The 26103-nt window shown below is 51.6% G+C and carries 19 protein-coding genes and 3 tRNA genes; 9 read left to right on the top strand and 13 right to left on the bottom strand.

Annotated elements, in window-relative coordinates; all coding sequences use genetic code 11:
- Positions 1–116: 116 nt before the first annotated feature.
- Positions 117–593: a Dps family protein gene (locus ELY33_RS00180; protein ID WP_126942201.1), complete on the top strand. Its 477-nt coding sequence runs from the start codon at positions 117–119 to the stop codon at positions 591–593.
- 89 nt (positions 594–682) lie between these two features.
- On the opposite strand, the gene ELY33_RS00175 is transcribed toward ELY33_RS00180, so the two are convergent.
- Positions 683–2146, bottom strand: coding sequence for an aminoacyl-histidine dipeptidase (locus ELY33_RS00175; protein ID WP_126942198.1), 1464 nt, complete (start codon positions 2144–2146; stop codon positions 683–685).
- A gap of 32 nt (positions 2147–2178) precedes the next feature.
- Positions 2179–4365: a tRNA(Met) cytidine acetyltransferase TmcA gene (locus ELY33_RS00170; protein ID WP_126942195.1), complete on the bottom strand. Its 2187-nt coding sequence runs from the start codon at positions 4363–4365 to the stop codon at positions 2179–2181.
- A gap of 332 nt (positions 4366–4697) precedes the next feature.
- Here ELY33_RS00170 and dctP point away from each other — a divergent pair, with 332 nt between their 5' ends.
- The 4 genes from dctP (at position 4698) to ELY33_RS00150 (ending at position 9562) form a co-directional block, all read left to right on the top strand.
- Positions 4698–5801, top strand: a complete 1104-nt coding sequence (gene dctP, locus ELY33_RS00165) for a TRAP transporter substrate-binding protein DctP (protein ID WP_126942192.1) — start codon at positions 4698–4700, stop codon at positions 5799–5801.
- A gap of 62 nt (positions 5802–5863) precedes the next feature.
- Complete coding sequence (locus ELY33_RS00160) at positions 5864–6367, top strand: TRAP transporter small permease subunit (protein WP_126942189.1); 504 nt, start codon at positions 5864–5866, stop codon at positions 6365–6367.
- On the top strand, positions 6364–7692 hold the full coding sequence (locus tag ELY33_RS00155) for a TRAP transporter large permease (protein WP_208644176.1): 1329 nt from the start codon (positions 6364–6366) through the stop codon (positions 7690–7692). Before ELY33_RS00160 ends, ELY33_RS00155 begins: the two co-directional genes overlap by 4 nt.
- Positions 7693–7861: 169 nt before the next feature.
- Positions 7862–9562: an ABC transporter permease gene (locus ELY33_RS00150; RefSeq protein ID WP_126942183.1), complete on the top strand. Its 1701-nt coding sequence runs from the start codon at positions 7862–7864 to the stop codon at positions 9560–9562.
- Positions 9563–9622: 60 nt separating this feature from the next.
- Here the strand turns inward: ELY33_RS00150 and ELY33_RS00145 are convergent, their stop codons facing one another.
- A complete protein-coding gene (locus ELY33_RS00145) occupies positions 9623–10720 on the bottom strand; it encodes an ABC transporter ATP-binding protein (protein ID WP_126942180.1) in 1098 nt (365 codons plus the stop codon).
- Between the two features lie 224 nt (positions 10721–10944).
- Here ELY33_RS00145 and ELY33_RS00140 point away from each other — a divergent pair, with 224 nt between their 5' ends.
- The gene (locus tag ELY33_RS00140; protein ID WP_126942177.1) at positions 10945–11970 is read left to right on the top strand and encodes a Fe(3+) ABC transporter substrate-binding protein; all 1026 of its coding nucleotides are present in this window, start codon (positions 10945–10947) and stop codon (positions 11968–11970) included.
- A gap of 114 nt (positions 11971–12084) precedes the next feature.
- Here ELY33_RS00140 and polA read toward each other — a convergent pair whose 3' ends face one another.
- Positions 12085–14859, bottom strand: coding sequence for a DNA polymerase I (polA, locus tag ELY33_RS00135; protein ID WP_126942175.1), 2775 nt, complete (start codon positions 14857–14859; stop codon positions 12085–12087).
- Positions 14860–15031: 172 nt separating this feature from the next.
- Here polA and ELY33_RS00130 point away from each other — a divergent pair, with 172 nt between their 5' ends.
- Both ELY33_RS00130 and speA read left to right on the top strand, forming a co-directional pair.
- A complete protein-coding gene (locus tag ELY33_RS00130; RefSeq protein WP_126942172.1) occupies positions 15032–15988 on the top strand; it encodes a homoserine kinase in 957 nt (318 codons plus the stop codon).
- On the top strand, positions 15988–17907 hold the full coding sequence (gene speA, locus ELY33_RS00125; RefSeq protein ID WP_126942169.1) for a biosynthetic arginine decarboxylase: 1920 nt from the start codon (positions 15988–15990) through the stop codon (positions 17905–17907). Before ELY33_RS00130 ends, speA begins: the two co-directional genes overlap by 1 nt.
- A gap of 194 nt (positions 17908–18101) precedes the next feature.
- On the opposite strand, the gene ELY33_RS00120 is transcribed toward speA, so the two are convergent.
- Both ELY33_RS00120 and ELY33_RS00115 read right to left on the bottom strand, forming a co-directional pair.
- A complete protein-coding gene (locus ELY33_RS00120) occupies positions 18102–18767 on the bottom strand; it encodes a fumarylacetoacetate hydrolase family protein (protein WP_126942166.1) in 666 nt (221 codons plus the stop codon).
- A 449-nt stretch (positions 18768–19216) separates the two neighbouring features.
- Positions 19217–20020 carry a Crp/Fnr family transcriptional regulator gene (locus ELY33_RS00115; protein WP_126942163.1) on the bottom strand — a complete coding sequence of 268 codons (804 nt, stop codon included), beginning with the start codon at positions 20018–20020 and terminating at the stop codon, positions 19217–19219.
- A 549-nt stretch (positions 20021–20569) separates the two neighbouring features.
- Here ELY33_RS00115 and ELY33_RS00110 point away from each other — a divergent pair.
- Positions 20570–21019 (top strand): META domain-containing protein, encoded by a 450-nt coding sequence (locus ELY33_RS00110; protein ID WP_126942160.1) that lies wholly within the window; start codon positions 20570–20572, stop codon positions 21017–21019.
- A gap of 145 nt (positions 21020–21164) precedes the next feature.
- Here ELY33_RS00110 and ELY33_RS00105 read toward each other — a convergent pair.
- The 7 genes from ELY33_RS00105 to ELY33_RS00075 all read right to left on the bottom strand — a co-directional run bounded on the left by ELY33_RS00105 (position 21165) and on the right by ELY33_RS00075 (position 26080).
- Positions 21165–21240: transfer RNA gene (locus ELY33_RS00105), tRNA-Thr, on the bottom strand.
- 72 nt (positions 21241–21312) lie between these two features.
- Positions 21313–21387: transfer RNA gene (locus ELY33_RS00100), tRNA-Gln, on the bottom strand.
- 5 nt (positions 21388–21392) lie between these two features.
- Positions 21393–21468, bottom strand: a tRNA-Phe gene (locus tag ELY33_RS00095).
- A gap of 172 nt (positions 21469–21640) precedes the next feature.
- On the bottom strand, positions 21641–21916 hold the full coding sequence (locus ELY33_RS00090; protein WP_126942157.1) for an oxidative damage protection protein: 276 nt from the start codon (positions 21914–21916) through the stop codon (positions 21641–21643).
- 60 nt (positions 21917–21976) lie between these two features.
- Positions 21977–23119, bottom strand: a complete 1143-nt coding sequence (mutY, locus tag ELY33_RS00085) for an A/G-specific adenine glycosylase (RefSeq protein WP_126942154.1) — start codon at positions 23117–23119, stop codon at positions 21977–21979.
- Between the two features lie 145 nt (positions 23120–23264).
- Positions 23265–25598, bottom strand: coding sequence for an AsmA family protein (locus tag ELY33_RS00080; RefSeq protein WP_126942151.1), 2334 nt, complete (start codon positions 25596–25598; stop codon positions 23265–23267).
- Positions 25598–26080, bottom strand: coding sequence for an acetyl-CoA sensor PanZ family protein (locus ELY33_RS00075; RefSeq protein WP_126942148.1), 483 nt, complete (start codon positions 26078–26080; stop codon positions 25598–25600). The genes ELY33_RS00080 and ELY33_RS00075 overlap by 1 nt, the downstream gene beginning before the upstream one ends.
- Positions 26081–26103: the final 23 nt, after the last annotated feature.

The raw sequence follows: 26103 nt of genomic DNA, 5'->3' as shown, positions 1-26103 counted from the left end.
CGCTATTGCCGCGATGCAAAAAACTTGTTTTGCATCGCTCACTAAGCGTCTTAAACTATACAAGCGATTTAATAGCCGTAATGTTTCAAAGCGGCTCCAACCACGGAGAAGCACTAATGAGTGATATGAATAGCATTGGCTTACACGAAGGCAGCGCAAGCCAACTCGCCGAAAAACTTAATCACCTGTTGGCTAATTATCAGATTTTCTACATGAACGTCCGTGGCTATCACTGGAATGTCCGAGGTAGCGACTTCTTTGAGTTACATGCGAAATTTGAAGAATTCTATACAGATTTACTTACCAAAGTTGACGAAGTGGCAGAGCGTATTTTGACGTTAGGTCACAAGCCTGTTCATGCCTATAGCGATTACGTGAAAATCTCGCGCATTCAGGAAGATAAAGACGTTCACGATGGGCAAACCTGCGTGAAAGGTGTGCTGACTGGCTATCAAACACTGATTGAATTACAGCGGGAACTGCTGTCAATTGCGTCGGACGCTGACGATGAAGGCACCGCTGCTCAAGCTGGCGACTATATACGCGAGCAGGAAAAAACCGTGTGGATGCTCAATGCTTACTTGAGCAAATAACGCGATGTTTGCCATGTTAATGTGCGTTTGACATGAGACAGGCACTATCAAAACGGCACCATTTCGGTGCCGTTTTTGTGGCAACTTGCTTAGCGAGATCTAGTCAGCGTTTCAATCAAATCGCGCAGCATCTCCCAAAACTCAACGACCGACTCAATTTCCACGCGTTCGTCTGGCGAATGCGCCCCACGAATCAGCGGGCCAAACGAAATCATGTCTAAATGCGGGTACTTACTTCCCAAGATGCCGCATTCAAGACCTGCATGAATCACTTTGACCTCGGGTTCTCGGCCCATTAATTCGGCATGCCGGGCATTAAAGGTCGCTAGCAGCGGGCTTTGCGGATTAGGCGCCCAGCCTGGGTAGCTGTTTTCCACTTTCACTCTGGCGCCCATGAGGCCAAACAGCGCTTGAAAACGTCCCGCCATCGCATCAGTGGCACTGTCATGCAGTGAACGCACCAGTGCACACAGATGGAAACGCCCGCTTTCCACGTTTAACACCCCTAAATTGTTGGAAGTTTCCACCACTCCCGGCACATCAGCACTCATGCGTTCGACACCGCAGGGAGCCGCGTGCAGCGCAGCCAGCAACATCGCACTGGCATCTCGGGTCAGTGGCTTCGCATCAGCCAGCTCCACACGTTCTGCCGTGAGCGCCAAGTTGCTATCACCGCTGCCCAGTTCAGCTTTCAGCGTACCAGCAAGCGCTTCAACCATCGCCAATGCATCGTCAACCTCATCAGCAGGCAACGCGATTTGAGCAAATGCCTCGCGGGGAATGGCATTACGCAGCGTACCACCATGGTAATTAATCAGCCGCGCACCAAAGGTTTCCAATGCCCACAGCACACGGACTAGCAAGCGATTCGCGTTGCCCAGGGGCTTATCAATATCCATCCCCGAGTGGCCACCTTTCAGCCCCGTCAGGGCCAGCGAAATCACCTGTTCGTTTTCTTGGATAGCCGTGCTGGGGAGTTGCGCATTCACCACTACGTCGGCCCCACCTGCACAGCCAATATACACTTGGCCGCGATCCTCGCTGTCTAAATTGAGCAACAACGACCCTTCCAGCCAGTTTTCAGCAAGATTGAGCGCCCCACCCATAGAGGTCTCTTCTTCTAGCGTAAACAATGCTTCCAGCGGGCCATGGGTCAGTTCAGGATCTTCCAACACTGCCAGAATAGCAGCAACGCCAAGACCATTATCAGCGCCTAGCGTGGTGCCATCCGCGAAGAGCCACCCCTCATTTTCATAGGTCTGGATAGGGTCACGGGTGAAGTCGTGATCATGGCCTGTGTTGGCTTGTGCCACCATATCCAGATGGCCCTGCAGCACGATGCCTGGCGCACTTTCACAGCCAGGCGTTGCTGGCTTACGAATGCGTAGGTTGCCGAATTCATCACGGTCGTGAGGAAGCCCCAGGGAATCGGCCCAAGCCTCTAATGTAGCTACTAGCGCGGCTTCATGGCCGGAGGGCCGTGGCGTGTTACATAGTGTGCGAAAATGCTGCCACACTAAACGTGGCGCGAGGGCTTCTAGATGTGTGTTCATGGAAACTCTTCATTATCGATAACCCGTTTACTTTACCCGCCTGAGCGACTGTGTAAAAGCGTGCACTGTTCAATAATTTGCTGAGCCCCACGACGAATCAAACGCACCGACTCACCATCCGCTTTTGCTAACGGCTGGTTCTGGAAGGCCCAGGCGGCCAACTGCTGGTGTGCAATCTGCGCATCTTGCTCTAACGGCCAGTGGCTAGCCTCTCTGGCCAGCGCTTGAAGTGCCGTCCTGGCCAGCGCTGGGTCACGATGCGCGTAAGCCACATCGTCCACTGTTTGAACCTCTGCTGTGCTAAGCGGCAAACGTGGCAACGACGGCAGTAGTAACGCGACGATCGACGCTGGCAGTGCCGCTAATTCAAAGGCCAGTAGTGGTATTAACGAGGCCGCAAATGAATCGCGCAGCGACATCAACACAGCGTGTCCTTCGCTAGAAAGCGCGCGCGCCACCATAATGGCGTACTCACCGGTAGCTGCTTCTTGAGTGATACCCAAGCGAACAGGGGCAAACCCAAGCGCCAGCCAAAATCGCAGCAGCGATGTCTCGGCACCAAAAGTAGCCCCATAAAGCGCCACGCCCTGCTGCCTAGCATTGGCGATATCATCTTCTAACAACTGACGCCCTAAACCTTCATGCCGCCGTTCTGGGTGAGTGGCAATACGTACCACCCGCCGCCAGCGTGACGTTAACGCCTCACGACTGCCGCTGTGAGCTGCCAACGACTGGGCCATCAGATGCCCTTGGGGGCGCCGCTCACCGCGTGCCACCTGTTCAGCAAGTTCAGAACTAAAACCACCCTCTTCTCGCGTCACCAGAACAGCCTGGGGCTCTTCCGCTGCGCTAATTGTGCGAATCGCGGTGCCAGGGCCATCCAACAACTGGCGTAAATCACTGGGCGTGGTGCGATAGTGAGACTGCACCAGCAAGCCGAACAGCTTCTCCAATAGCCCATTTTGCTTGGCTAACTCAGCTTGCGTAATCGCGATAGATGCTGGCGGACGGTGGGCATGAACACGAGCCTCGGGTAACGGAGCGTTGAGCAGGAGCAACGATTGGATAGTGGCTTCTAAGGGATCTCCCGCTGACCAGCGAATAGGAGCGTCCAAATGTAGCTCGCGCCATTGGGGGGCTTTTCGATTAAGCACATCGCGAAAACGCAGCGCAAAACCGCGCCCTGACCCTTCATAGCCATGCACGGTGGTTGCAAATGCGATACGCGGGAAGGCAGCAAGCCACTGGGCTAACAGTGCTGCAGGAACCGCCGCAGCCTCGTCAACCAGCAAATAGCTGCCGCTTCCGCCAAGGGTTGCTTGATGAACTTGTTCGTTAAGCGCGTCAGGCGGAAGAAAACACAGCGAACTACCACTCGGCAGTTCAAAACGCGCCGGGCTAAGACGTTGACCTTCCGGGCATAGCGCTACCATGCGCGCAAACAAGCTTTCCACTGAACTGAGTCGAGGTGCGGTCACCACCAGTTGCGTAACGCTTTTTTGTAGCAAACGGGCACAGGCGATCCCCAGCGCCGCGCTTTTTCCCCGCCCTCGGTCTGCCGTAATCACCAAAGGCCGACGGCGCTTTAACCTGACAAGCGCACTCACCGCGAGCGCTTGGTCGGCGGTCAAACAGTCGGCATCGTCAAAGGGAACCGCACGCGAGTCACGAACAGGCAGACTGGGCAGCACGAGCTCACCGTTTACCTGCCAGCGAACAATAGTGCTCGCAACGGTAAGCTGAGATGCCAACCGTTTAAGGTAGTGGGTGCTCAGTGATTTCCAACACCAGGGATAATCAGCAAAACGAGCATAATCAGGATCAGGCTGCTCACCCCAGCCCTCTGGCGTGATGATTATTAATAACCCACCAGCACTCACAGTACCTGCCAGTGCACCCAGGGCATCTGGGTCTAATCCCTGGCTACCACTGGCGTCTACGACGACTAGCTGATGCTCTGCACCCAGTCGTGTGCGAGCTTTACCGGCTGGTAAACACGGAGACACCGATGCCTCGTGCTCAGCGCCCACCCACAACGGTGCCTGCCACATTCGCGCTTCCCATAGCCGTTGCGCTTGTTGGCGAGCTTTTTCTGCCGGCCCATATAGCCATACCAACGCTCGCCAGCGGCGACGCTCCAAGCGGGTGACATAGTGAACTAAGGCTGATACCTGATTAATGACAACGTTGGGTTTATCAGCGCAGCAGCCGACTCGCATGGTGACTCCAGAGAAAGTTTCTACTTACAACTTTAGTTGCAGAAAAGCATAGTTTTCAACGTTTTAAGAACCAACCAAATGGTTAAAAAAAACACTAAAAAGCACGTAAGTTACTATTTTAAATAATTTTAATTCTTACAAGAAATAACCACCAAGGCGTTAAATCCTTACATTACTGATATTGCACTGCAGCGGGTGGAATATGCTAGCTTAGCGATGCAGCCTGGCAGGGCATGTACTTTACGTAAACGTAAGCCATAGTCGCTGCACTTTCCTGCTTTCAGGTAATGAACACTAATAACGCCAACCTCCAAAGTACCAGGAAACATACAATGAAAAAGATTACTAAATTCGCATTAACCAGCCTCGCCGCTGGCGTTGCTTTCGCTGCACTCACCACTACCGCTCAAGCGCAAGAACAGTGGACAATGACCACTACTTGGCCCGAAAACCTCGACCTGATTAAGATTGATCAGCACTGGGCAGAGCTTGTCAACCAGATCGCAGGTGATGAAGTACAAATTAACTTCCGCGCAGGCGGCACGCTGATGCCTGGCACCGAAGTATTCGACGCCACCGAAACCGGTGCTATCCAAGCGTCTGGCGATTGGCCAGGCTACTGGGCAGGTTTGAACCCGGCGTTCTCTCCTCTAGCTACCACTACCAGCTTGTTTAACGGCGTAGATTATTTGAACTGGATTCAACAGTGGGGTGGTTTTGAGCTCTACCAAGAAATCTATGGCCAATACAACATGGTGTATTTGCCCTACGGCATTACCAACAACGAATCCGGCTTCATGGGCCGCACGCCGATCGAAAGCCTCGCTGACCTTGAAGGTAAACGCTTGCGTCTATCAGGTCGTGACCAAGGCCGAGTACTTGAAGAGCTAGGTGGCTCTCAGGTCACTCTGGCGGGCGGCGAAGTGTATCAGGCGATTGAACGCGGCGTGATCGACGCGGGTGAGTTCTCTACCCCAGGCGTTGATTTTAACGCAGGTTTTGCTGAAGTTGCTGACTACTGGGCGACGCCTGGCTGGCACCAGTCAGCGAGCGTTTTCGGCGTTATGATCAACAAAGATTCCTGGGATGCACTGTCTGAAGAAACCCAGGCGAAGCTAAAAACTGCTGCCGAAGCCACCATGGCCTGGTCACTTTCCTGGTCGGAGCGTGAATCAACTGACGCTACTCGGAAGTTTATCGATGCAGGCGTCACCATTAACCAGTTCTCTGAAGAAGACCTGGCGCGCATTCAGGAAATCACCAACGAAGTGATCGTTCGCGGCGCTTGTGAGAATTCTGATCATGCAAAAGTATATCACTCCATGATTACCTACCTAGAAGACTACGCGGCATGGCGTGATGTTACCGCGCCATTCAATATGAGCCGCACCATGGATAACCTACCTTCACTGGAAGAAATCGAAGCCTGCCTATAAAGGCATTTCAGTGCCGCCCCAGCGCTGCTGGGGCGGTTGGTGCTTAGCTGCGGAGACCTTCCATGAATGCGATTGCCAAGGCGATCGATGCAATTAATGAGCTGCTGGGCCGTATCATCGCACCGTTAATTGCCATCATTACTCTAATAGTGCTTTACGACATTGTGTCACGCTTTTTCTTTGGCCGTCCTAGCGACTGGGCGTTTGATGTCACAAAAATGCTGTTTGGCGCCCACTTTATGCTGATGGCCGCCTACGGGCTACGCCATCATGCCCACGTGGAAGTCGACGTTATTAAACGTCTGCTATCACGTAGAAAGCAGGCGGTACTAGACCTGCTCGGCTATTTAATTTTCTTTGTGCCCTTCATCTGGCTGCTATTGACCTACGGCTGGAGTTTCTTTGAGCGCTCGTTCAGTCGTGGCGAAACGACCTACGGTATGGTCTCTATTCCTGTGTATCCGGTTAAAGGCGTTATCGTAGTAGCCGCTGCACTAATCTTATTGCAGGCGATTGCTATCGTTCTGCGCGCCATTATGCAGCTGCGTGAGGAGAAATCCGCATGAGTGCAGAGTTACTGACGCTGGTGATGTTTGGCGGGCTTCTCGTTGGCCTGTTCATGGGTCATCCGCTTGCTTTTGTATTAGGTGGTATGGCGGTAATTGGTGCTTTTTTAGGGCCAGGCATTAATACCCTGGGCATTATCATTAATAACGTCTATGGCAACGCTATGGACAACTATGTACTCGTGGCTATACCCCTATTTATTCTGATGGCGCGCTTTCTTAACGACTCAGGCGTCACCGAAAAAATGTTTGATTCCATGCGGCTGCTGCTGGCGAATCTTCGCGGTGGTTTAGCGCTTACCGTGGTCGTTGTATCCGTGTTGCTCGCAGCCACCACCGGTATTGTCGGCGCATCTATTGCCGTTATGGGCATGATTGCTTTAGTACCGATGCTGAAATATGGCTATAACAAAGAGTTGAGTGCCGGCGTCATCATGGCCAGCGGCTGCTTGGGCATTCTGATTCCTCCTAGCATTATGCTGATTTTGATGGCTAGCTATTCGCCTGTCTCGGTGGGTGCACTCTTTGCTGGTGCGTTGGTACCCGGCTTAATGCTGGGTGTGATGTATGCACTGTACGTGCTGGTGATCTGCTGGCTCAAACCCAGCTACGGCCCCAAAGTACCGGCAGCAGAGCGCGCGGAAGTCAGCACAAAACAGCTACTGATCATGCTAGGAAAATATGTTGTTCCCCCCATGTCGTTAATTCTTGGCGTGCTGGGCGCACTATTTACCGGCGTGGCGACAGCGACTGAGGCATCCGCCATTGGCGTGCTTATCGCTTTTCTGCTGTTTCTAATCTTCGGCGACCGCAAGCTATCAACTTGTTACAACACGCTAATTGAAGCTGGCAAAACGACGACGATGGTGATGTTGGTACTCGTCGGAGCCACCGCGTTTACCGGAGTATTCTCGATTGGCGGCGGGATGACCGTGATCAGCGACTTCGTGCTAGCGGTTCCAGGCGGAACGGTCGGTGCCTTGCTGCTAATGCTGTTCCTAGTATTCATCCTCGGCATGTTCCTAGACTGGACAGGTATTGTGCTACTCAGCTTCCCCATTATGCTGCCCATTATTGCGCAAATGGGTGTAGACGTACTGTGGTTCGTCGTTATGGTGGCTGTGGTACTGCAAACCTCCTTCTTAACGCCACCCTTTGGCTATGCGCTGTTCTATTTGAAAGGGGTAGCGCCACCAGGGGTCGAAATCGTTGATTTGTACAAAGCCGTTGTACCATTTGTGGCTATCATCCTTTTCGCTTGCATACTGATGGCGATATTCCCTAGTTTAATTACGGGACTACCAAGTTTGATGGTGGGCTATTAGTGACACCTAGCCACTAACGCTAAACGCATGACTCCCCCCGCTTTGCGGGGGGATTTTTTTTGATAGCCGCAATGGTGGCTGCAGCAACCTAACGCAAGTGATACTATTTACAGCTGCTATTTTTTCGCATTAACGAGCCAAGCTGCCCCTCATCCAAGGAGACAACGACGTGTCTACGCCAGCTCGCCGCTCACCACCGGCTCTGCTTTCAGGTTTTGCCTCACGCATTTCGCTATCGCTTAACCCTTGGTCGATCGCCCTGTTTTTGATCGCCCTGGTTGTCGCACTTCCCATTATTGTGGTTCTTAGCCATATCTTCGTGCCGACAGAAGGCGTTTGGCAGCACCTTGCAAGCACTGTATTACCACGCTATCTCTCTAACACTTTCTGGCTGGTAGTATGGGTTGGCATTGGCACTCTGGTTGTGGGTGCCGGAACCGCATGGCTGGTGGTTATGTGCCGCTTCCCAGGCAAGCGCATATTCGAGTGGGCCCTACTGTTACCCCTGGCCGTGCCGACGTATGTCATTGCTTACGCCTATACAGACTTTTTCCAAGTAGCAGGACCACTGCAAAGCATGCTGCGTGAATGGTTTGATTGGCAAGTGGGCGATTACTATTTCCCCAATGTGCGCTCATTAGGCGGCGCAGCAACGCTGATTACCTTTGTGCTTTATCCGTATGTGTACCTGCTAGCCCGAGCGTCATTCCTTGAGCAGTCGGTCTGCGTGTTGGATGTTGGCCGTACCCTGGGGCGTGGCCCCTGGCGCTTGTTCGCTAGCGTGGCGCTACCGCTCGCCCGCCCAGCGTTAGTGGGTGGTGTCTCACTGGTACTGATGGAGACGCTTAACGAATTTGGCGCGGTGCAGTTTTTTGGTGTAGATACGTTTACCACCGGCATTTATCGCACGTGGTTTGGCTTAGGTGAACCCGTGGCTGCCGCCCAGCTAGCTGCCTGTCTACTCACCTTCGTCATTATACTGGTGCTTCTGGAACGCTATTCCCGGGGTAAGCGGCGCTACTTTCATACAACGAATCGCTATCAGCAGCTTCCGGAATATCAGCTACGTGGCTGGCATGCGCTAGGAGCAACCTTCGCGTGTTTGCTCCCCGTCGTTATTGGCTTTTTGCTGCCCAGCGGTATTTTGCTCAATATGGCCATTAAAACCGGCGATAGCCTTTTCGGCACGCGGTTTATTGGCTTTGCTATGAATAGCCTGAGCCTTGCGACCGTCGCTGCATTAATTGCGGTAAGTTTAGCCGTGCTACTAAGTTACGGAGTTAGGCTCAACAATTCATCAAGCGCACGGTTTTTCACACGTATCGCTGCGATGGGTTATGCCATTCCCGGCTCGGTGGTGGCTGTGGGCATCTTGATACCCTTTGCTTGGTTGGATAACTCGCTGAACATGTGGCTACATGAACACTATGGAAAGATTATTGGTCTGGTGTTTAGCGGCTCAGCGTTTATTTTGATTTACGCGTATGTGGTGCGCTTCTTGGCCGTATCGTTTAATGCAGTAGAAGCAAGCCTTGGCAAGGTCACACCCAGCATGGATGCCGCCTCCCGCACGTTGGGCCAAACCGCTGGCGGCACGCTACGCCGTATTCATACACCGCTAATGCGCAGCAGTCTGTTAGCCGCTGGGATTTTGGTATTTGTCGATGTAATGAAGGAACTACCTGCCACGATAATATTGCGCCCCTTCAATTTTGACACCCTGGCTGTGCGTGCTCATAGCCTCGCTTCAGATGAACGCCTAGCAGAGGCGTCAACCGCCTCTCTAACGATTGTGGTGGTTGGCATCTTACCGGTTATCTTACTTAGCCTAGCGATGCGCCGGGCACGACCTGGCAGCCAGGCTGAGTGATTGAAGTGCACAGACGTTAAAGCAAAACATTACTGAAAAGCGTTTCTGAAAAGCGAAACATTAACGCGGAAAGATGAACACCTGGGAGTGGTCCAAGTCGATATCAATCGGCTGGCCTTCCTGGGGCAAAAACACGCCTGGCACGCGGGCGTGAAGGTGGGCCTCCTGGCCTTCGTCTCCATGCGCACATAAGTGAATAAGACTGGATCGACCTAGCAGCTTAGCCATGACCACATGGCTATGATTATGCGGCTCGACAGGCAGGTCACGCTCTTTGATGCGTAACGCTTCTGGGCGAATCATCACCTGGGCATTACTGCCTTCTGGCAACCAGCTGGCATCTACCGGACCCACTGGCGTGGCGACAAAGCCTTCCTTAACGACGCCGCTTAATTCATTCACTTCACCAAAAAACGTCACCACAAAGGGATCCGCTGGCGCGCAATAAAGCTCGCGGGGCGTGCCTGTCTGAACGATTTTGCCATCCCGCATCAGCGCGATGCGGTCTGCCATAAACATCGCTTCTTCAGGGTCGTGAGTCACGAGCAGAGTCGCTGAGCCGAGCTTTTTCAATACGTGCAGCGTATCGTCTCGGATGCGATCACGCAGCCGCGCATCCAAACTAGAAAATGGCTCATCTAACAGCATTAGTTTAGGTGTGGGGGCCAACGCACGCGCCAGCGCCACGCGCTGTTGTTGCCCACCGGACAACATATGCGGATAGCTTTCGGCATAGTCAGCCATGCCGAGCTGGGCCAATAACTCTAGTGCCCTTTCCCGCCGCTGGTTAGAAGGCAAACTTTTCAATCCGAAGGTCACATTTTCCAGCACACTAAGATGGGGAAACAACGCAGAGTCTTGGAAGGCAAGGCCAACATTGCGCTTTTCCGGCGGTACATGACGCTTACCTGGTGCCGCGATGGATAGGCCATCAAGGCTAACCGAGCCTTCCTGCACAACTTCTAAGCCAGCCGCGATTCTAAGCAGTGTCGTTTTGCCGCAACCAGAAGGGCCTAATAAACACACAACCTCGCCTGGAGCGATATCAAGATCGATGCCTTTTACCACTTTATTAGCCGTAAATGTGTGCTGAACACCACGAAGCGATAGTGCTGATGCAGGCGCCGACACATCGGAAAGTGACACAGTTGCCGTCATTATTTCACCATTGTCTCGTCCACCCGCGACATGATAACCACATGCCGCTGCGAACACGGTTGAAAGTTATTTGCATTCTATTTTCTATTGAGCAGAGATGCACGCTTATTGCCAAAAAGAGGATGCGTTTCATTAGCATTTAACTTGACGTCAACCGATAGAAGCGTTTCAATACACTATGTCGCTAATGCAACTTATTATCATAAACATTCAGGGTATTTGTTATGAAAAAAGCACGTCTCTCGGCTACCGTAGCTGCCATCATGGCGGGTTCTGCTTTTGCAGGTAGCGCGCTCGCAAACGAAGTCAACATATACTCCGCTCGCCATTATGACTCTGACGAGATTCTCTACAAAGCGTTCACTGAAGAGACCGGCATCGAAGTTAATGTTCTGGAAGGCGACTCTGACCAGTTAATGGAGCGCATGCAGCGCGAAGGCATTGCTAGCCCTGCTGACGTGATGCTTACCGTTGACGCAGGCCGCCTATGGCGCGCCGAGCAGGACGGCCTTTTTCAAAGCGTAGACTCTGATGTACTTAACGAGCGCCTGCCAGAATCAATGCGCCACCCTGACGGCCTGTGGTTCGGCTTCAGTCAGCGCGCACGGGTTATCTTCTACAACCGCGAGAACTTTGACCCCAGCCAAATCAGCACCTACGAAGACCTGGCCGACCCGCAGTTTGAAGGCCAAGTATGTATTCGTTCTTCCAACAACATTTACAACCAGTCGCTTCTAGCCTCTATGATTGAGCATCATGGCGAAGAAGGCGCGGAAGAGTGGGCGCAAGGCGTTGTGAATAACATGGCGCGCGACCCAGAAGGCGGTGATACCGATCAGATTCTTGGCGTTGCAAGTGGTGAATGTGACTTGGCCGTTGCGAACCACTACTACTACGTTCGTCTGCTGCACTCTGACGATGATGCCGACCGCGAAGCCGCACGCAAAGTAGGCATGATTTTCCCCAACCAGGAAGATCGTGGCACTCACGTTAACGTTGGCGGCGCTGGCTTAGTAGCTAACGCGCAGAACGCTGAAAACGGCATCCGCTTCCTGGAATTCTTAGCCTCTGACGAAGCGCAGGAAGTAATGGCTGATCGTAACTACGAGTTCCCAGTCGTGGAAGGCATCAAGAAAAATCCGGTGCTTGAATCTTGGGGTGATTTCGACAAAGACAGTATTAACATCAGCATTCTAGGTGAAAATAACCCAGAGGCGATTCGTATTTTTGATCGCGTAGGCTGGCGTTAAGCGCTGTGGTTCTTTAGGGCCATAAGTCGGTACTCCAAAAAGACACCTGCAGCTCAGCTGCAGGTGTTTTGCATTGGGGATAGACCATAACGAGTTCTGAATATTAAGCCCTAGTTAGTGGGCTTCATCCCAATTGGCACCACTTTGTGCTTCAACAATCAGTGGCACGCTAAGGGTGGCAGCCGCTTGCATGCGCGCCTGAACCTGCTCAATAAATGCCTCAACCTGCGCGTCGGCCACCTCAAACACTAGCTCATCGTGCACTTGCATGACCATTAGTGCATCAAAATCGCCCTCGGCAAGCCACGCATCGACATCAATCATTGCCTGCTTGATGATATCCGCTGCCGTACCCTGCATAGGTGCGTTAATGGCGGTGCGCTCAGCGCCCTGACGACGATTACGATTTTGAGAATGAATTTCTGGCAGGTATAACCGCCGCCCAAGAACGGTTTCCACAAAGCCATCTTCGGCGGCTTGAGTGCGGATGCGATCCATATACCGGGCAACGCCAGGATAACGGTCAAAATAGCGGTCGATATACGTTTGCGCTTGGTTGCGATCAATATGCAGCTGGCGTGATAAGCCCCAGGCACTCATGCCATAAATCAGACCAAAGTTGATGGCTTTGGCGCTGCGCCGCTGGTCAGCAGAGACCTTTTCAAGCGCGGTCCCAAACACTTCGGCAGCGGTCGCGGTGTGAATATCTCGCCCTTCTGCAAACGCGTCCAGAAGCCCTTTGTCTTCTGAGAGGTGCGCCATAATGCGTAGCTCTATTTGCGAATAGTCTGCCGCAACAATGCGATAGCCCGGACGTGCCACAAATGCCTGACGTATTTTGCGGCCCTCTTCTGTGCGAATCGGGATGTTCTGAAGGTTAGGGTCGGACGATGAGAGCCGCCCTGTCGCCGTCACCGCTTGGTGATAGCTGGTATGCACCCGCCCAGTGGTCTTATTAAGCAGGCGCGGCAACTTGTCGGTATAGGTGGATTTAAGCTTTGCCAACCCCCGATGCTGCATAATTACCTTGGGCAAGGGATAATCCAGCGCCAGCTCTTCTAGCACCGCCTCTGCGGTCGAAGGCGCGCCTTTAGGCGTTTTCTTGATCACCGGGATTTTCTGCTCTTCGAACAGAATCTGCCCCAATTGCTTGGGTGAACCGAGATTAAACTCACGGCCTGCCAGCTCAAATGCTTCGCTTTCAAGCTCGCGAATACGGCGTTCTAACTGCTGGCTCTGTTCATGTAAGCGTTCGGCATCCAGTGCCACGCCATTGCGTTCAATCCGCGACAGCACGTTAATCAACGGCAATTCAAGATGATCCAGCACGTGCGCCAAACGACCTTCTCGTTCAACTTGTGGGCGCAGAATTTCTTGCAACCGCAGCGTAATATCCACGTCTTCACAGGCGTAAGGAGCTGCTTGCTCCAGAGCAATTTGGTTAAACGTGAGCTGTTTGGCACCCTTCCCTGCGATCTCCTCGAAGGAGATTGTTTTTTCGCCCAAATACTTCAGCGCCAGCGAATCCATGTCGTGGCGCGTGGCGGTGGAATTGAGCACATAAGAAGCTAGCATGGTGTCGGCCAGCGGCCCCACCACGCGAATATCATAGTTGGCCAACACCGAAATATCGTACTTAAGATTCTGGCCAATTTTGGTTTTCTCGGCATCTTCCAGCAGCGGCTTCAGTGCCTGCAGCACCTGATGGCGATCAAGTTGCGCGGGAGCATCCAAGTAGTCGTGCGCCAGTGGAATATACGCAGCCTCGCCGGCTTCCAGGGCCAGCCCAACGCCGACGATATCAGCATCCATGTAATTCAAGCTGGTGGTTTCTAAATCGAAGCAAAAGCGCTCAGCTTGTTTCAAACGCGCAAGCCACGCATCGAACTCAGCTTGCTCAACAATCACACAATCATGCCGCTGCTTGGAAGTCGCAACGCTATCAGTCGCATCAGCAACAGCGTTATTAGGCGCGGGCTCGCCGCCCTTAACATCGTCAACGCCTTCGTCGCTGCCTGCCAGCAGCTCAGCCAACCACTGTTTGAACTCCATCTCTTTATAAAGTGCTACCAGCGCTTCGCGGTCTGGATGCGCAATATCTAAATCATCCAGCCCTACCGGTAGCTCGCAGTCAGTCTTAATGGTCGCTAATTGGTAAGAAAGGAAGGCTTGTTCACGATGCTCTTCAAGCTTTTTCGGTAATGTTTTGGCACCACGAAAGCTGAGCGATTTGACGCGTTCCAGATCACCATAGATTGTCTCTAAACCGCCTTCCATGCCTTGTAGTAAGCCAATGGCGGTCTTTTCGCCCACCCCGGGTACGCCGGGGATGTTATCAACCTTGTCACCCATCAATGCCAGAAAATCAATGATCAACTCGGGGGGCAGTCCAAACTTCTCTTTAACGCCCGCTTCATCGAGGATTTCCTCTTTCATGGTGTTAACCAACGTAATGTGGGGGTTAACCAACTGCGCCATGTCTTTATCACCAGTTGAGATCACCGCATCACGACCGGCCTGGGTGGCATGATAAGCCAGGGTGCCAATCACATCGTCAGCCTCGACACCTTCAATGCACAGTAGCGGTAAGCCCAGCGCTTTTACACAAGCGTGCAGCGGTTTAATTTGGCTGCGCAGATCATCCGGCATGGGCGGCCGATGAGCCTTATAGTCGCTATACATCTCATCGCGAAAGGTTTTTCCTGGCGCATCAAACACCACTGCCATCGGGCTTTCCGGGTAGTCTTTAATCAGCCGCTTGAGCATATTCAACACACCCTTCACGGCCCCCGTGGGCTGGCCGCTGGAGGTCGTTAACGGTGGCAGCGCGTGGAAAGCGCGATATAGATACGAGGAGCCGTCGACAAGCACGATTGGGGCACGGGCCATAACCAATTCCATTGTTAGCAACACAGTAAGAAAGTTGCTGGCTATGATACGCGTTCAAGACAACCGCTGCAGAAACAACCACGGCAATAACGCATTTCAAACTCACACAACGCTGCCAACTAACCCAGCAAGCCGCTACAATAATGGGCTTAGCAACCTGGGCGAGATTCTCATGGCTGTATTTACTCCGCTGAGCGACGGTCAGGTCGCCGCGTTTTTAGAAAAATTTGATGTTGGCAGCTTCGTTTCGCTACAGGGCGTCGCAGGCGGTACGGAAAACTCTACGTTTTTTGTGACCACCGATCGCCGTGAGCTGGTGTTAACCCTATTTGAACAGGGTGAACATGAAGAACTGCCATTTTTTGTCGAGCTATTGGATTATCTAGACGAGCATCGGTTACCGGTGCCCGGAACCATTCACGACCGCGAAGGTATATCGCTGCACAGTTTGGCAGACAAACCTGCATTACTATTTCCGCGCTTACCGGGCAAGCACCCTCGCGCGCCAAACCTTGCTCAGTGCCAAATACTGGGTAATACACTGGGTCATTTGCATGTTGTCTCCCAGCGTTTTCCTGGACAACGGCCAAACCCGCGCGATCTTCATTGGCTTCGGGCGATACACCACAAGGTGTTAGCCTATATCAGCCCTGACGATCAGACGCTGATGAAAAATGAAGTCGATGACTTTGAGGGCGCTTTTAGCCAGCATGGGGAGCTACCGCAAGGGGCGCTTCACGGTGACTTATTCCGTGATAACACGCTGTTTGAGGGCGACCAATTAGGCGGCATTATCGATTTTTACAACGGCTGCACCGGCGATTTGCTCTTTGACCTAGCGATTGTGATTAACGACTGGGCAACCAATGAGGATGGCACACTGAACGCTGAGCGTTATGAGACCATTCTCAGCGCTTACCAAGCACGCCGCCCCCTTACTGCTAATGAACGTGAGCTATGGCCAACCATGTTGCGCATGACCGCGCTGCGGTATTGGTTATCGCGTCTATTGGTCGTCTACGTCGACCCGCCCGCTCATGACCTAACGCCCCATGACCCTGAGCGTTTCCGAACCATTTTAAAAGCGCGCATTGCATTTGGCGCACTACCGCTCCCAGAGGTTTCTTAATGATCGAACCGGTGACCACCAGCGCCCAGGCTTTACGTGCCCGCCGCACATGGAATATTGATCAATGGGGCAGCGGCTACTTTGATGTTGACGACCATGGACAAGCGCTGGTTCGTCCGCTAGGTAGCGATGCGGAAGGCCCTGCACTGCCACTCAGCGGGCTTGTACGCCAACTGCAAACCGCAGGGCTGCGACTGCCGGTGCTGGTAAGGTTTAGCGACATTCTCCACGACCGAGTAGAGCAACTGTGTGGTGCGTTTGATGTTGCGATGCAGGATGTCGACTATCAGGGCGGCTACACAGCGGTTTATCCAATCAAAGTGAATCAGCAGCGCCGCGTGGTGGAAGAAATACTCGCCACTTCCGAGCGCGGCAATGGCCGCGTAGGGTTGGAAGCAGGCAGTAAGCCAGAGCTGCTGGCAGTGCTGGCACTGTCTGATAGTGGTTCGTCGCTTATCGTCTGCAATGGCTATAAAGATCGTGAGTACGTTCGCCTTGCACTGCTGGGCGAAAAGCTGGGGCACCGCGTCTATCTGGTTGTTGAGAAACTGTCTGAGCTGGAGCTTATTTTAGAAGAGGCTCGCGAGCTGGAAGTCACTCCGCGTATTGGTTTGCGGGCACGACTTGCCTCAGTGGGTAAGGGTAAATGGCAAAACACCGGAGGCGAGAAGTCAAAGTTTGGACTGACAGCCAGCCAAATTCTTGACGTAGTAGCGACCCTGCGAACTCAGAATGCGCTAGAAAGCCTACAGCTGGTTCACTTCCACCTCGGCTCGCAAATTGCCAATATTCGTGACATTCAGCGTGGCCTGCGGGAATGCGCGCGATTCTACCAAAACCTGATGAGCCTGGGAGCGCCGATTGATACTGTCGATGTCGGCGGTGGTCTAGGAATCGATTACGAAGGCACCCGCTCACGCAGCTACTGCTCAGCGAATTATTCCATGCAGGAGTATGCGCGTAACGTCGTGAGCGCCTTTGCACAGCTATGTCAGGAAGCTGACCTGCCTCAACCACACCTGATTAGTGAATCAGGCCGCGCACTAACGGCTCACCATGCCGTATTGATCACCAACGTGATTGGCGAAGAGCGCGTCAATGACTCACCCCCAGAACGCTCTTCCCAGGAAGATCTTCAAGTGGAAGCTCTATGGCGGGTTTTTGAACAGCTAGCCGAGAGCCAAGAGCCCCGAGTTCTGGTGGAAGCGTGGCATGACCTTCTGCAGGCGGTTAGTGAGCTGCAAGATCGCTTCGTAATGGGATTAAGTGATATCAATGCTCGCGCCGAAGGCGAACGACTTTATATGGCGGCCTGTGCACGACTTCGCAGCCAGCTCGATACCCGTAATCGCGCTCATCGGGAAATTATGGACGAATTGGCCGAAAAGTTAGCCGACAAGCTGTTCGTCAACTTCTCGTTATTCCAGTCGGTACCTGACGTTTGGGGCATTGAACAAATCTTTCCTGTTCTGCCGTTGAGCGGACTAGACCAAGCTCCCACTCGTCGTGCAGTGATCCAGGATATCACCTGTGATTCTGATGGCCGCATTGATAGTTATGTGGATGGCCAGGGTGTTGAAAGCACGCTGCCCTTACCAGAGTGGGCAAGTGATGACGAGCGCTGGCTAGGTTTCTTTCTGGTAGGCGCCTATCAAGAAATTCTCGGTGACTTGCACAACCTATTCGGCGATACCGATTCAGTCGATGCCGCGCTGGGTGAAGATGGCGCGTGGGTGCTTTCAAACCTACAGGCAGGCGATACGGTGGCCGATGTTTTAGCCTACGTGAATTTTGATGCACGGGTGCTAAAGCAAAAGCTCACCGAGCAGCTAGTAACTAGCGGCTTTTCGACCCAGGAGCAGGCGCAATTTGCTGCGAGCCTAAGCGAAGGGCTAGAGGGCTATACCTATTTAGAATAGTCCTAATTAAAATAGCCCTTATTAAAATAAGCCCTTACTCTATTCACAAAATCGCTAGCTATCATGGCCCCAGCGTTAACCACGCCAACGAGAAGGCCACCGACAATGTCAGTGGCCTTTCGTTTAACTACTTACGTTTAACTACTTGTGCCTAATGACTTGCGCCTCACCGTTTAACGCCACTGACGTAATCTTTACTCGACGACGCTAGTGGTAATTTCTAGCCCACCGGTCAACGTCAAACGCAGCGTAGCACCGCGAGGCAGTTCACCGACACCTGCAGGTGTGCCTGTCAAAATAACGTCGCCTGGCTCTAGTGTAAAGTGGCGACTCATCTCCGCGACCAACATTGGGATCGCAAAGATCATATCAGCCCCTTCCCCGTGTTGACGCTCTTCACCATCAATCTCAAGGGTGAATGCCAACGCATTCCAATTGGGTACGCGGCTTAGCGGTAAAAACAGCGATAGCGGGCAAGCACCATCAAACGCTTTAGCGATTTCCCACGGATGCCCCTTCTCTTTCAGCTGGGTTTGCACATCTCGCAACGTTAGATCCATCGCTAAGCCAATGCCTACAATGGCACGCTCTGCCTCATCTTGAGTAGCGTGGGTCAGAGTCTCTCCCACCAAAAGCGCGAGCTCGACTTCATAATGCACGTCGCCCCGTGAAAACGGTGGATCCAGAGGCTTATTTAAGTCCACCACGCTAGTGGCAGGCTTAATAAATAACAGAGGCTCATTGGGAACAGGATTATCTAGTTCCTTGGCATGGTCGGCATAATTGCGACCGACGCAGACGACTTTGCCCAACGCGTGGGGAAATTCCTGACCATCGGTAAACTGTGGAACAAAACGCATGGCGGGTCTTCTCCTTCTCATTATGCGTGCCGCATTCGCAACGACAAGCGCAACAGTCTACCTTAGCTGCGTGCATGTTCCACAGTCTCTTCCTCAGGTTTTCATACATTTCACTCCTTATTTGCAAGGTTAAGCAGTTGGCGTCCAGCGGTCATCCGACCTATGGGCCAAAAATTCAGGGGGCAATTCGAGGTAGCAAACGGTACATTAGCCCGGTTACCCGGGGGATTAACATCTTTTCCCGCCTGGCTTATAGGTTGCTGACTGTTATTCTATGAATCCAGGATCTAATCTACTCTTCGTATCATTAAATTTTAGATCAATAAACGTATGTACTTATATTCAGCCATGCATAACACAATCGGAAAAGTAGCTAAATAATCCTCTTTTTCAACCCTGCTAATAAAATCTTAAAACTTTTTAAAACCTTTTTAAAACCTTTTTAAAAACTAGCCCAGACAGATATGTCCGTAAATGAAATCGCTATCAAAATCAGAGTCTTCTGCCATTTCCTGCGGCATTAAAATCCTGATACTGCTACGAGTTTTGCGAATATATTTCTTCTGCTCAAGTACCGTCATGCAACGGCTCACGTGCACGCTGGTCATTCCCAGAAGCTCTCCAACAACCTCCTGTGTAACAGGAAAATAAAAAATATCACCTTTTAAAAGACCCTTAAATTTAAAGCGTGCGTAAATTTCAAGTAGGAAGTGTGCAACTCGCTCCACCGATCGATGATGCGTACAACTTCTTAGTCGCTCTATCGTAATATTATCATTCACCATAACGTAGGACGTTATAGCCCTTCTTACTTCCTCATTTTCTTTACATAGTGCATGGAGATGATCGCCAGATACTTTTATAAGCTCACAGTGAGTAATAGAAGAAATAATCACATCACAGTTTTCAAAAAAGCTTTCACGCATGCCAATAATATCGCCAGGCATAAAAATATTACAAATGTCTTGTCCACGAAAATTTGTCGCGTGAGAAAGGCTTGCCCACCCCTCTTTTATTACAAAAATATCGGCTCGGCCGTCACACACAGAGAAAACCTGCTGGTTTTTCTTTATCTCTACTGGCTTCTGACGTATTTTAGACAAGTCGTTTAGAGACTTTTCACCCAACTCATTGTAAAGCCCCAGCACCTGCGCGACAGTGATATATGACCCACCGTCATCCAAGCTTCCCAGCTTACTTTTACGATTAATATCATTTGTTAGGAAAACTCGTTCTGCAGTAAGCCCTTTCATCTCTACACTCCGTTGTAGTTAGACAAAAATCATGCACTCCATCCCAAAAGTACAATTAAAAAAAATTAAAAACTATTTGCGCGACTGAGAATATAGACAACGCTGAATAATTAAACAAGGCGAACTGGAAGCCTAAGCAGCTAAATTCTTAAATATCTAAATATTAATATTTATCAAAAATAACGCTTACGCCATTATTTTTAATGAAAAAACTCGACAATACGAACATTACAAACAAAATCATTACGATATATAAAACACCTATCATTGCTACCTAACCTGTCAGCCAAAAATTTTTCTGCGCTCATAGCGCGTACGTTTAATGCGACTAACTACTTTGTGAAAGACATCCCCCCTTACCTGGAGCTTTTTACTATGCCTACTCAGCCAAATTAAAGATACATATTCATATATAGGCTGATCCCACGCTATATATTCGCCATCTCTATCATCCAATAGATTATTTTCGCCATTCACCTTCTGAGGCTTATTTATCTAGCAGGGTATTCAAGTTATTATTTTATACAGTAAAACTTAGAGAAACACTTTATGAAAAAGCTATCCCTTATCGCATTTACTATGGCTCTGCTGCTGACCAGCGGATGCCAAACACATTCAGCGCATTACCAAGGAAAAAAACCTGACGAAGCGCTCACCAATACGTATTGGAAACTGGTCACGCTTGAGGGTCAGCCCATCACTAATGCTGACAACTTTCGTGAACCTCACCTCGTGCTTCATGAAGAAAACACACGACTAGCCGGATCAACTGGCTGTAATACCTTGATAGGTAGCTACCGCATTGCAGGTAAACGGCTAACGTTTGAACAGGTAGCTACTACGATGATGGCCTGCCCAACCCCCCAAATGCGTAATGAGCAGGTAATGCTCAGCACCTTACAGCAGATACACGCTTGGCAAGTAGACGGCGACACCCTATCGCTCCAAAATGCCAACGGCAAACCCGTAGCGGTGTTTGAGGCTGTGCACCTTTATTGATAGTTTATTGATAATTTATTGATAATTTGCACTGCGAAACCCATTGCTTCTTACGTTAAGTCACTTTGTAGACACACACAAAAAAGCCGCCCTTTTGGGCGGCTTAATCTAATTCTCTAACGCTCTGATTTTAACCACTTTTTAGTGGTGCCGACACCAGGAGTCGAACCCGGGACCTACTGATTACAAGTCAGTTGCTCTACCAACTGAGCTATGTCGGCGCTTCGCGTTTTCTTGAGAACATGATTGCTTCACTATTAAGTTTTGCAATCAACAAGAAATCTTGTTGGCAATGGCTGGGGTACCAGGATTCGAACCTGGGAATGCCGATACCAAAAACCGGTGCCTTACCACTTGGCGATACCCCAACGTTTGGTGGCCAGAGACGGAATCGAACCGCCGACACGGGGATTTTCAATCCCCTGCTCTACCAACTGAGCTATCTGGCCGCTGCCAACGGTGCGTATTAAACTAAAAACTCAGCTTTTCGTCAACACTTTCGTGAAACTTTCTTTCTAGTCACCCGCTTAGCGCACTTCATAGCAGAACCAATAACTGGCAAAAGCCACGCCAACCGTGGCTTACACCGGGTTCTTTTCTATAGCCTTACTTACTAAACACTTACGCCTGGGCCGGCGGCACGTAACCTTCGGCTTGATCCGTGGGTTCGTTGTCTAGAAAACGTTGCATTTGATCCATCAGGTAAGCGCGTGCTTCTGGCTCAAGCATGTTCAGGTGCTTTTCATTGATCAGCCGCGTTTGCAGCGCTTGCCACTCCTCCCAGGCCTGCTTAGACACCGTGGATTGAATTTCTTGGCCCTGCTTACCCGGTAGCGGTGGAAACGGCAGAGCGGGTAATTCTTGCTGGTACTTTCGGCATAACACTGTGTTGCTCATGGAGGTACTCCTTCCTAATAAATAGCGGCACGGTTGGCCAACGTAACACCGCCGGTGACCTTAACGCGATGGTCCTGGCGCTGGGTCTAGGGTAAACGTTGCCAGCTGGCTCAACAGTGATTTAACCGGCGCTGCCAAGCCGAGCGTAGGCGGATCATTAACGTCGTACCATACGCCGTCTTCTCTTACGCCGTTCAGCCTATCGCAGTTGACCGGCTGAGGTGTAATCGATAGGCGAAAATGGCTAAAGGTGTGCGTGAAGCTGACCAGTGGTGCATGGCGCTCTGGGGCAACCACATGATCGGCTAGCCAATCGTTCAAATCACCATGGCGTTCGAATTGGGGGAGGCTCCATAGGCCTCCCCATAGCCCGCTGGGCGGCCGCCGCTCTAACCAAACCCGTCCTTGCCTATCCCGCAACATCAGCATAATGGTTTCACGCGTGGGCAAGGTTTTTTTAGGCTTGGACTCGGGAAAGCGCTGCGGCTCGCCTTGGGCGTAGGCTCGGCATACGTCGTTAAATGGGCAAATCAGACAATGAGGTTTGCTGCGTTTACATAGCGTGGCGCCGAAATCCATGATGGCTTGGGTATAATCGGCAAGACGGGTATCGGGCGTGTAGTACTCAGCCAACGCCCACAGTGAACGCTCTACCGCTGGCTTACCTGGCCAGCCAGAAACAGCATGTAAGCGAGTCATTGATCGTTTTACATTGCCGTCTAAAATCGCGGCCTGTTGACCAGGGATTTGCTTATCAGAGCGTTGTTTATCAGAACTTTGCTTATCAGAGCTTTGCGCGATGATTGCGCCCGCAGTGGAACGGCCTATGCCGGGCAGCGCCATCAACGCCTCGACACTTGTGGTGGGCAGTTCGCCGTCGTGGTCTTCTAACGCTACTTGGGCCGCCTTGTGTAGATTACGGGCACGAGCGTAGTAGCCAAGTCCTGTCCACAGATGCAGTACGTCGTCTTGAGGCGCGTTAGCCAGCGCTTCTAACGTGGGAAATCGCGCCATAAAGCGTTCGAAATAGGGAATGACCGTGGCGACCTGAGTTTGCTGGAGCATAATTTCAGATACCCATACCCGATAGGCGCTGCGAGGCGTCTGCCAAGGCAGGTCATGCCGACCATACTGGTCAAACCAATTAAGCAAACGGCGCTGAAACTCTTCCGCCGCAAGGCACGGCGTTGGCATGTCGGCCATAAAATTTCCTTAAACAGTAAAGCGGCATCCTGCGGTTAGCCGTCCGTTGGCCTTGCGATAGGGCCGGATGACCGGCAAAGAAGCGCCGGCGCTAAGGCCGGCGCTACACGTTTTGAGTGAGTGACATCAAAACGTTTATGAATGCTCAGTTAAATAGACGACGAATTCCCTCACGAAGCTCCTGACCAGCACCTTCTCCTAGGCGTTCATCGATCTGATCAAGCGAATCGCCCAACCGATTTTCCAGCTCTTCTTCAACGCGGCTGCCTGCTTCAGTTCGCAGCAGGTCTATCACCGCTGCTTGGAAGGCTGACCGATCAAATCGACACCACTGGGTTTTATCGTCGCCTACGTGGCCTTCGCAGCGAACCGGGAGCGGCAGCTGTTCAAAACGCGGATTCACACTACACGCCGCATCAGCGGTATCGACCAGCCTCGCGTTTGCTTGCGTAGAGAAATTCAACGTATTGAGATTGAACTCACCTTTACCCTGCACATCAATGCCTGGAAGAGTGATAAGCAAATCGTCACTGTTCACTACGCCATTGCGCACTTGAAAAGTCGCGTCAAACCGCTCAAAGCGTGTGTCAGGTTCCCATTCGCGAAGAGTGCCTTCGCCCTCTAACTGCGCCACTACCTCACACAACTGCTGAGAGATATTCGTTTGCAAAATAGCGCCGTCGTTCAGTCGTGCATTTAGCTCACCATTAAGATTACTGGTGAGCACGTCACGGCGATTACCTTGAGTCGTTAGCGCTCCATCTACGTTAAACCGGCCTCGCAATGGGGAGGCTTCCTCACTAAACGTTTCGATCAGCGGTGCCAATTGAACATCACGGATACGTGGGGAAAGCTGCCATTCGAGTACATCTTTGGTGGCATCAAGTCGGCCCGTCGAATTAAGCTCGCCGCCATAAAAGCGAGACTCAAAGGCCGTCAGTTGGTGCACTCCACTTTCTCCGCGCAAACTCAGCGAGGTATCGTCGAACGTCAAGCTGGCCAGCTGAAGTTGATCGACGCTTAGATCCCCTTCTAACGATAGCGTGCTAAGCCATGCCTGAGGCAATAGCGCTCCGTCGGTTTGGGAGAAGGCTTTGCGAAGTAAGCCTAGGCTAGCTTGCTGAGCTGTTTCTGGTCCAGGCAGATAATGATCGATATTCAACTGGTCTCCTTCTAGATTGAAGGTGAGCTGAGTACCGTCCAACGCGGCGGAAATGTTTCCCGTGAAGGTACTGTCATCAACCACCAATGAGAGACGCGGAAGTGTGAGTTGCGCCATATCACCTTCAATAGGACTGGTCATTGCCACATCACTTAGCGCTGCTTCGTTGGTTGTGTTCAGCGTTACGCCCATCCGCGAGAGCCAAGGACGCAATGTAAAAGGAGCCGCGGTAAGCTGCCCGCTGTACTGAGGAGCGTCTAGTAGCTGGGCAATATTAAGATGGCCACTTACCTTCAGGCCATCTGGCCCGGTTAATTGAGCATCTTTAAACTGAGCAGTCTGTGCTGCATAGTCACTCTCTAAACCAAATGCTAATGAAAGCGCTAGGCTACCTTGCCAGTTTTCAGGATGTTGTAAACCTGCGTCTATAACGCCCTCACGAATTGTAAGCTGTTGTTCAGCCATTCGGGCTATTATCTCCGCTGCTTTGAGACTGAGCTGTTGCGGGTCACTTTCTCCAGAACGTCGCGTACGAGTTGTCAACTGTGTGTTTTCAAAAATCAGCTGTTCATCTTCTAAGCCTAGACGAAGCCGAGTTTCGAGATTCACCTCGCTAGTCAGATCTGGTGTACGTTCCAACACTTCTGCATCTAAGCGATTATGCTTAGTCAGCGTAAACATGGTTTTTAAGGGGAAAGAGCGCAAAGGATTAACGTTGGTCCCTGAAATATTGAGCGGTTGCACACGCCAAAGCGCTTGACTTTGCTTATCACGAAAGCGGACGTCGGCATCTTTCACTTCGACGCTGGCAATATTCAGCACCACCGACAAATTACCAGCATCTGCATTGGGGCCTGCGCTTGCGGGTGCCAGTACCGTTTCCGCTGTTTCATTACCCTGTTCGGCGAGACGCTCCAGCAACGGCTGCCAATTACCTTCACCTTGTTCATTTTTTTCAAGGTTTAAACGCATACCGTCTAGGGTTAAGCCATCGACGGCAATTTCGCCGCGTAAAAAGGGGGCGAAGGCTACGCTCACTTCAGCACGATTAATGGCGGCAAACGCAATTTCGTCTTTAGCTTGCTCCGGCAGCCATGCTTTTGCCTGCTCGACACTGACCCCTATACGCGGATAAAACGACCATGTGATAGGGCCTTCCAACGCTAGGTTCAGGCCGGTTTTTTCTTCCACCACCGCGGTTAGCCGAGGTTTGAAGTCTTCTGGGTCAAGAAACGTGGTGACATACACCACTGCGGCAACGGCAACGATCGCTAAAATACCTACCGCGGCCAGCAAAATACGTAATAGCTGATTCATTACCCTTTTCCTTGTGGGTCTAGCTCGACAAAATCACTGGTGACAGGTGCACCCGGCTGTGCAGATGATTTGTTGGCGATAGGACGATAGCCAAGCTTTGAGAGCAGCACTTGATCTGCCAACGGCAGCGATGATGTTTCGATGCGCAGCACACGCCCTTCTTTTTTTGCCTGCTCGACTATTAATGCCATTAATCGCGTGCCGACGCCGCGCCGCCGGGTGGGTTTACGCACGCACAGCTCTGAGAGCCACCACGCGCGATCAGGTGCTTCTTTTAACGCCACTGCACCGAGCAGCCGATCGTTAAAATGTGCGCAGGCAAAAAAGTGCTGTCCTTTTAAGTGCTGTTCAATAAAAGGGGGGACCGTTGGTGTAGGCATTCGTTCTTGAGGCGCATCTTCGTAAATGCGTATTAGGTCGATACGCACCTGCTCCTCTGCTTCCCAACGAGCCTGGTCGACGTATTGCAGTGTCACCGGCATGGTAAAATCCTCTTTGCCAAAGC

Origin of the sequence: Vreelandella andesensis, assembly GCF_003989795.1 — a bacterium.
Taxonomy (GTDB): domain Bacteria; phylum Pseudomonadota; class Gammaproteobacteria; order Pseudomonadales; family Halomonadaceae; genus Vreelandella; species Vreelandella andesensis.
The sequence above is the reverse complement of the archived record's forward strand: the minus strand, read 5'-3'. Positions and strand labels throughout refer to the sequence as shown.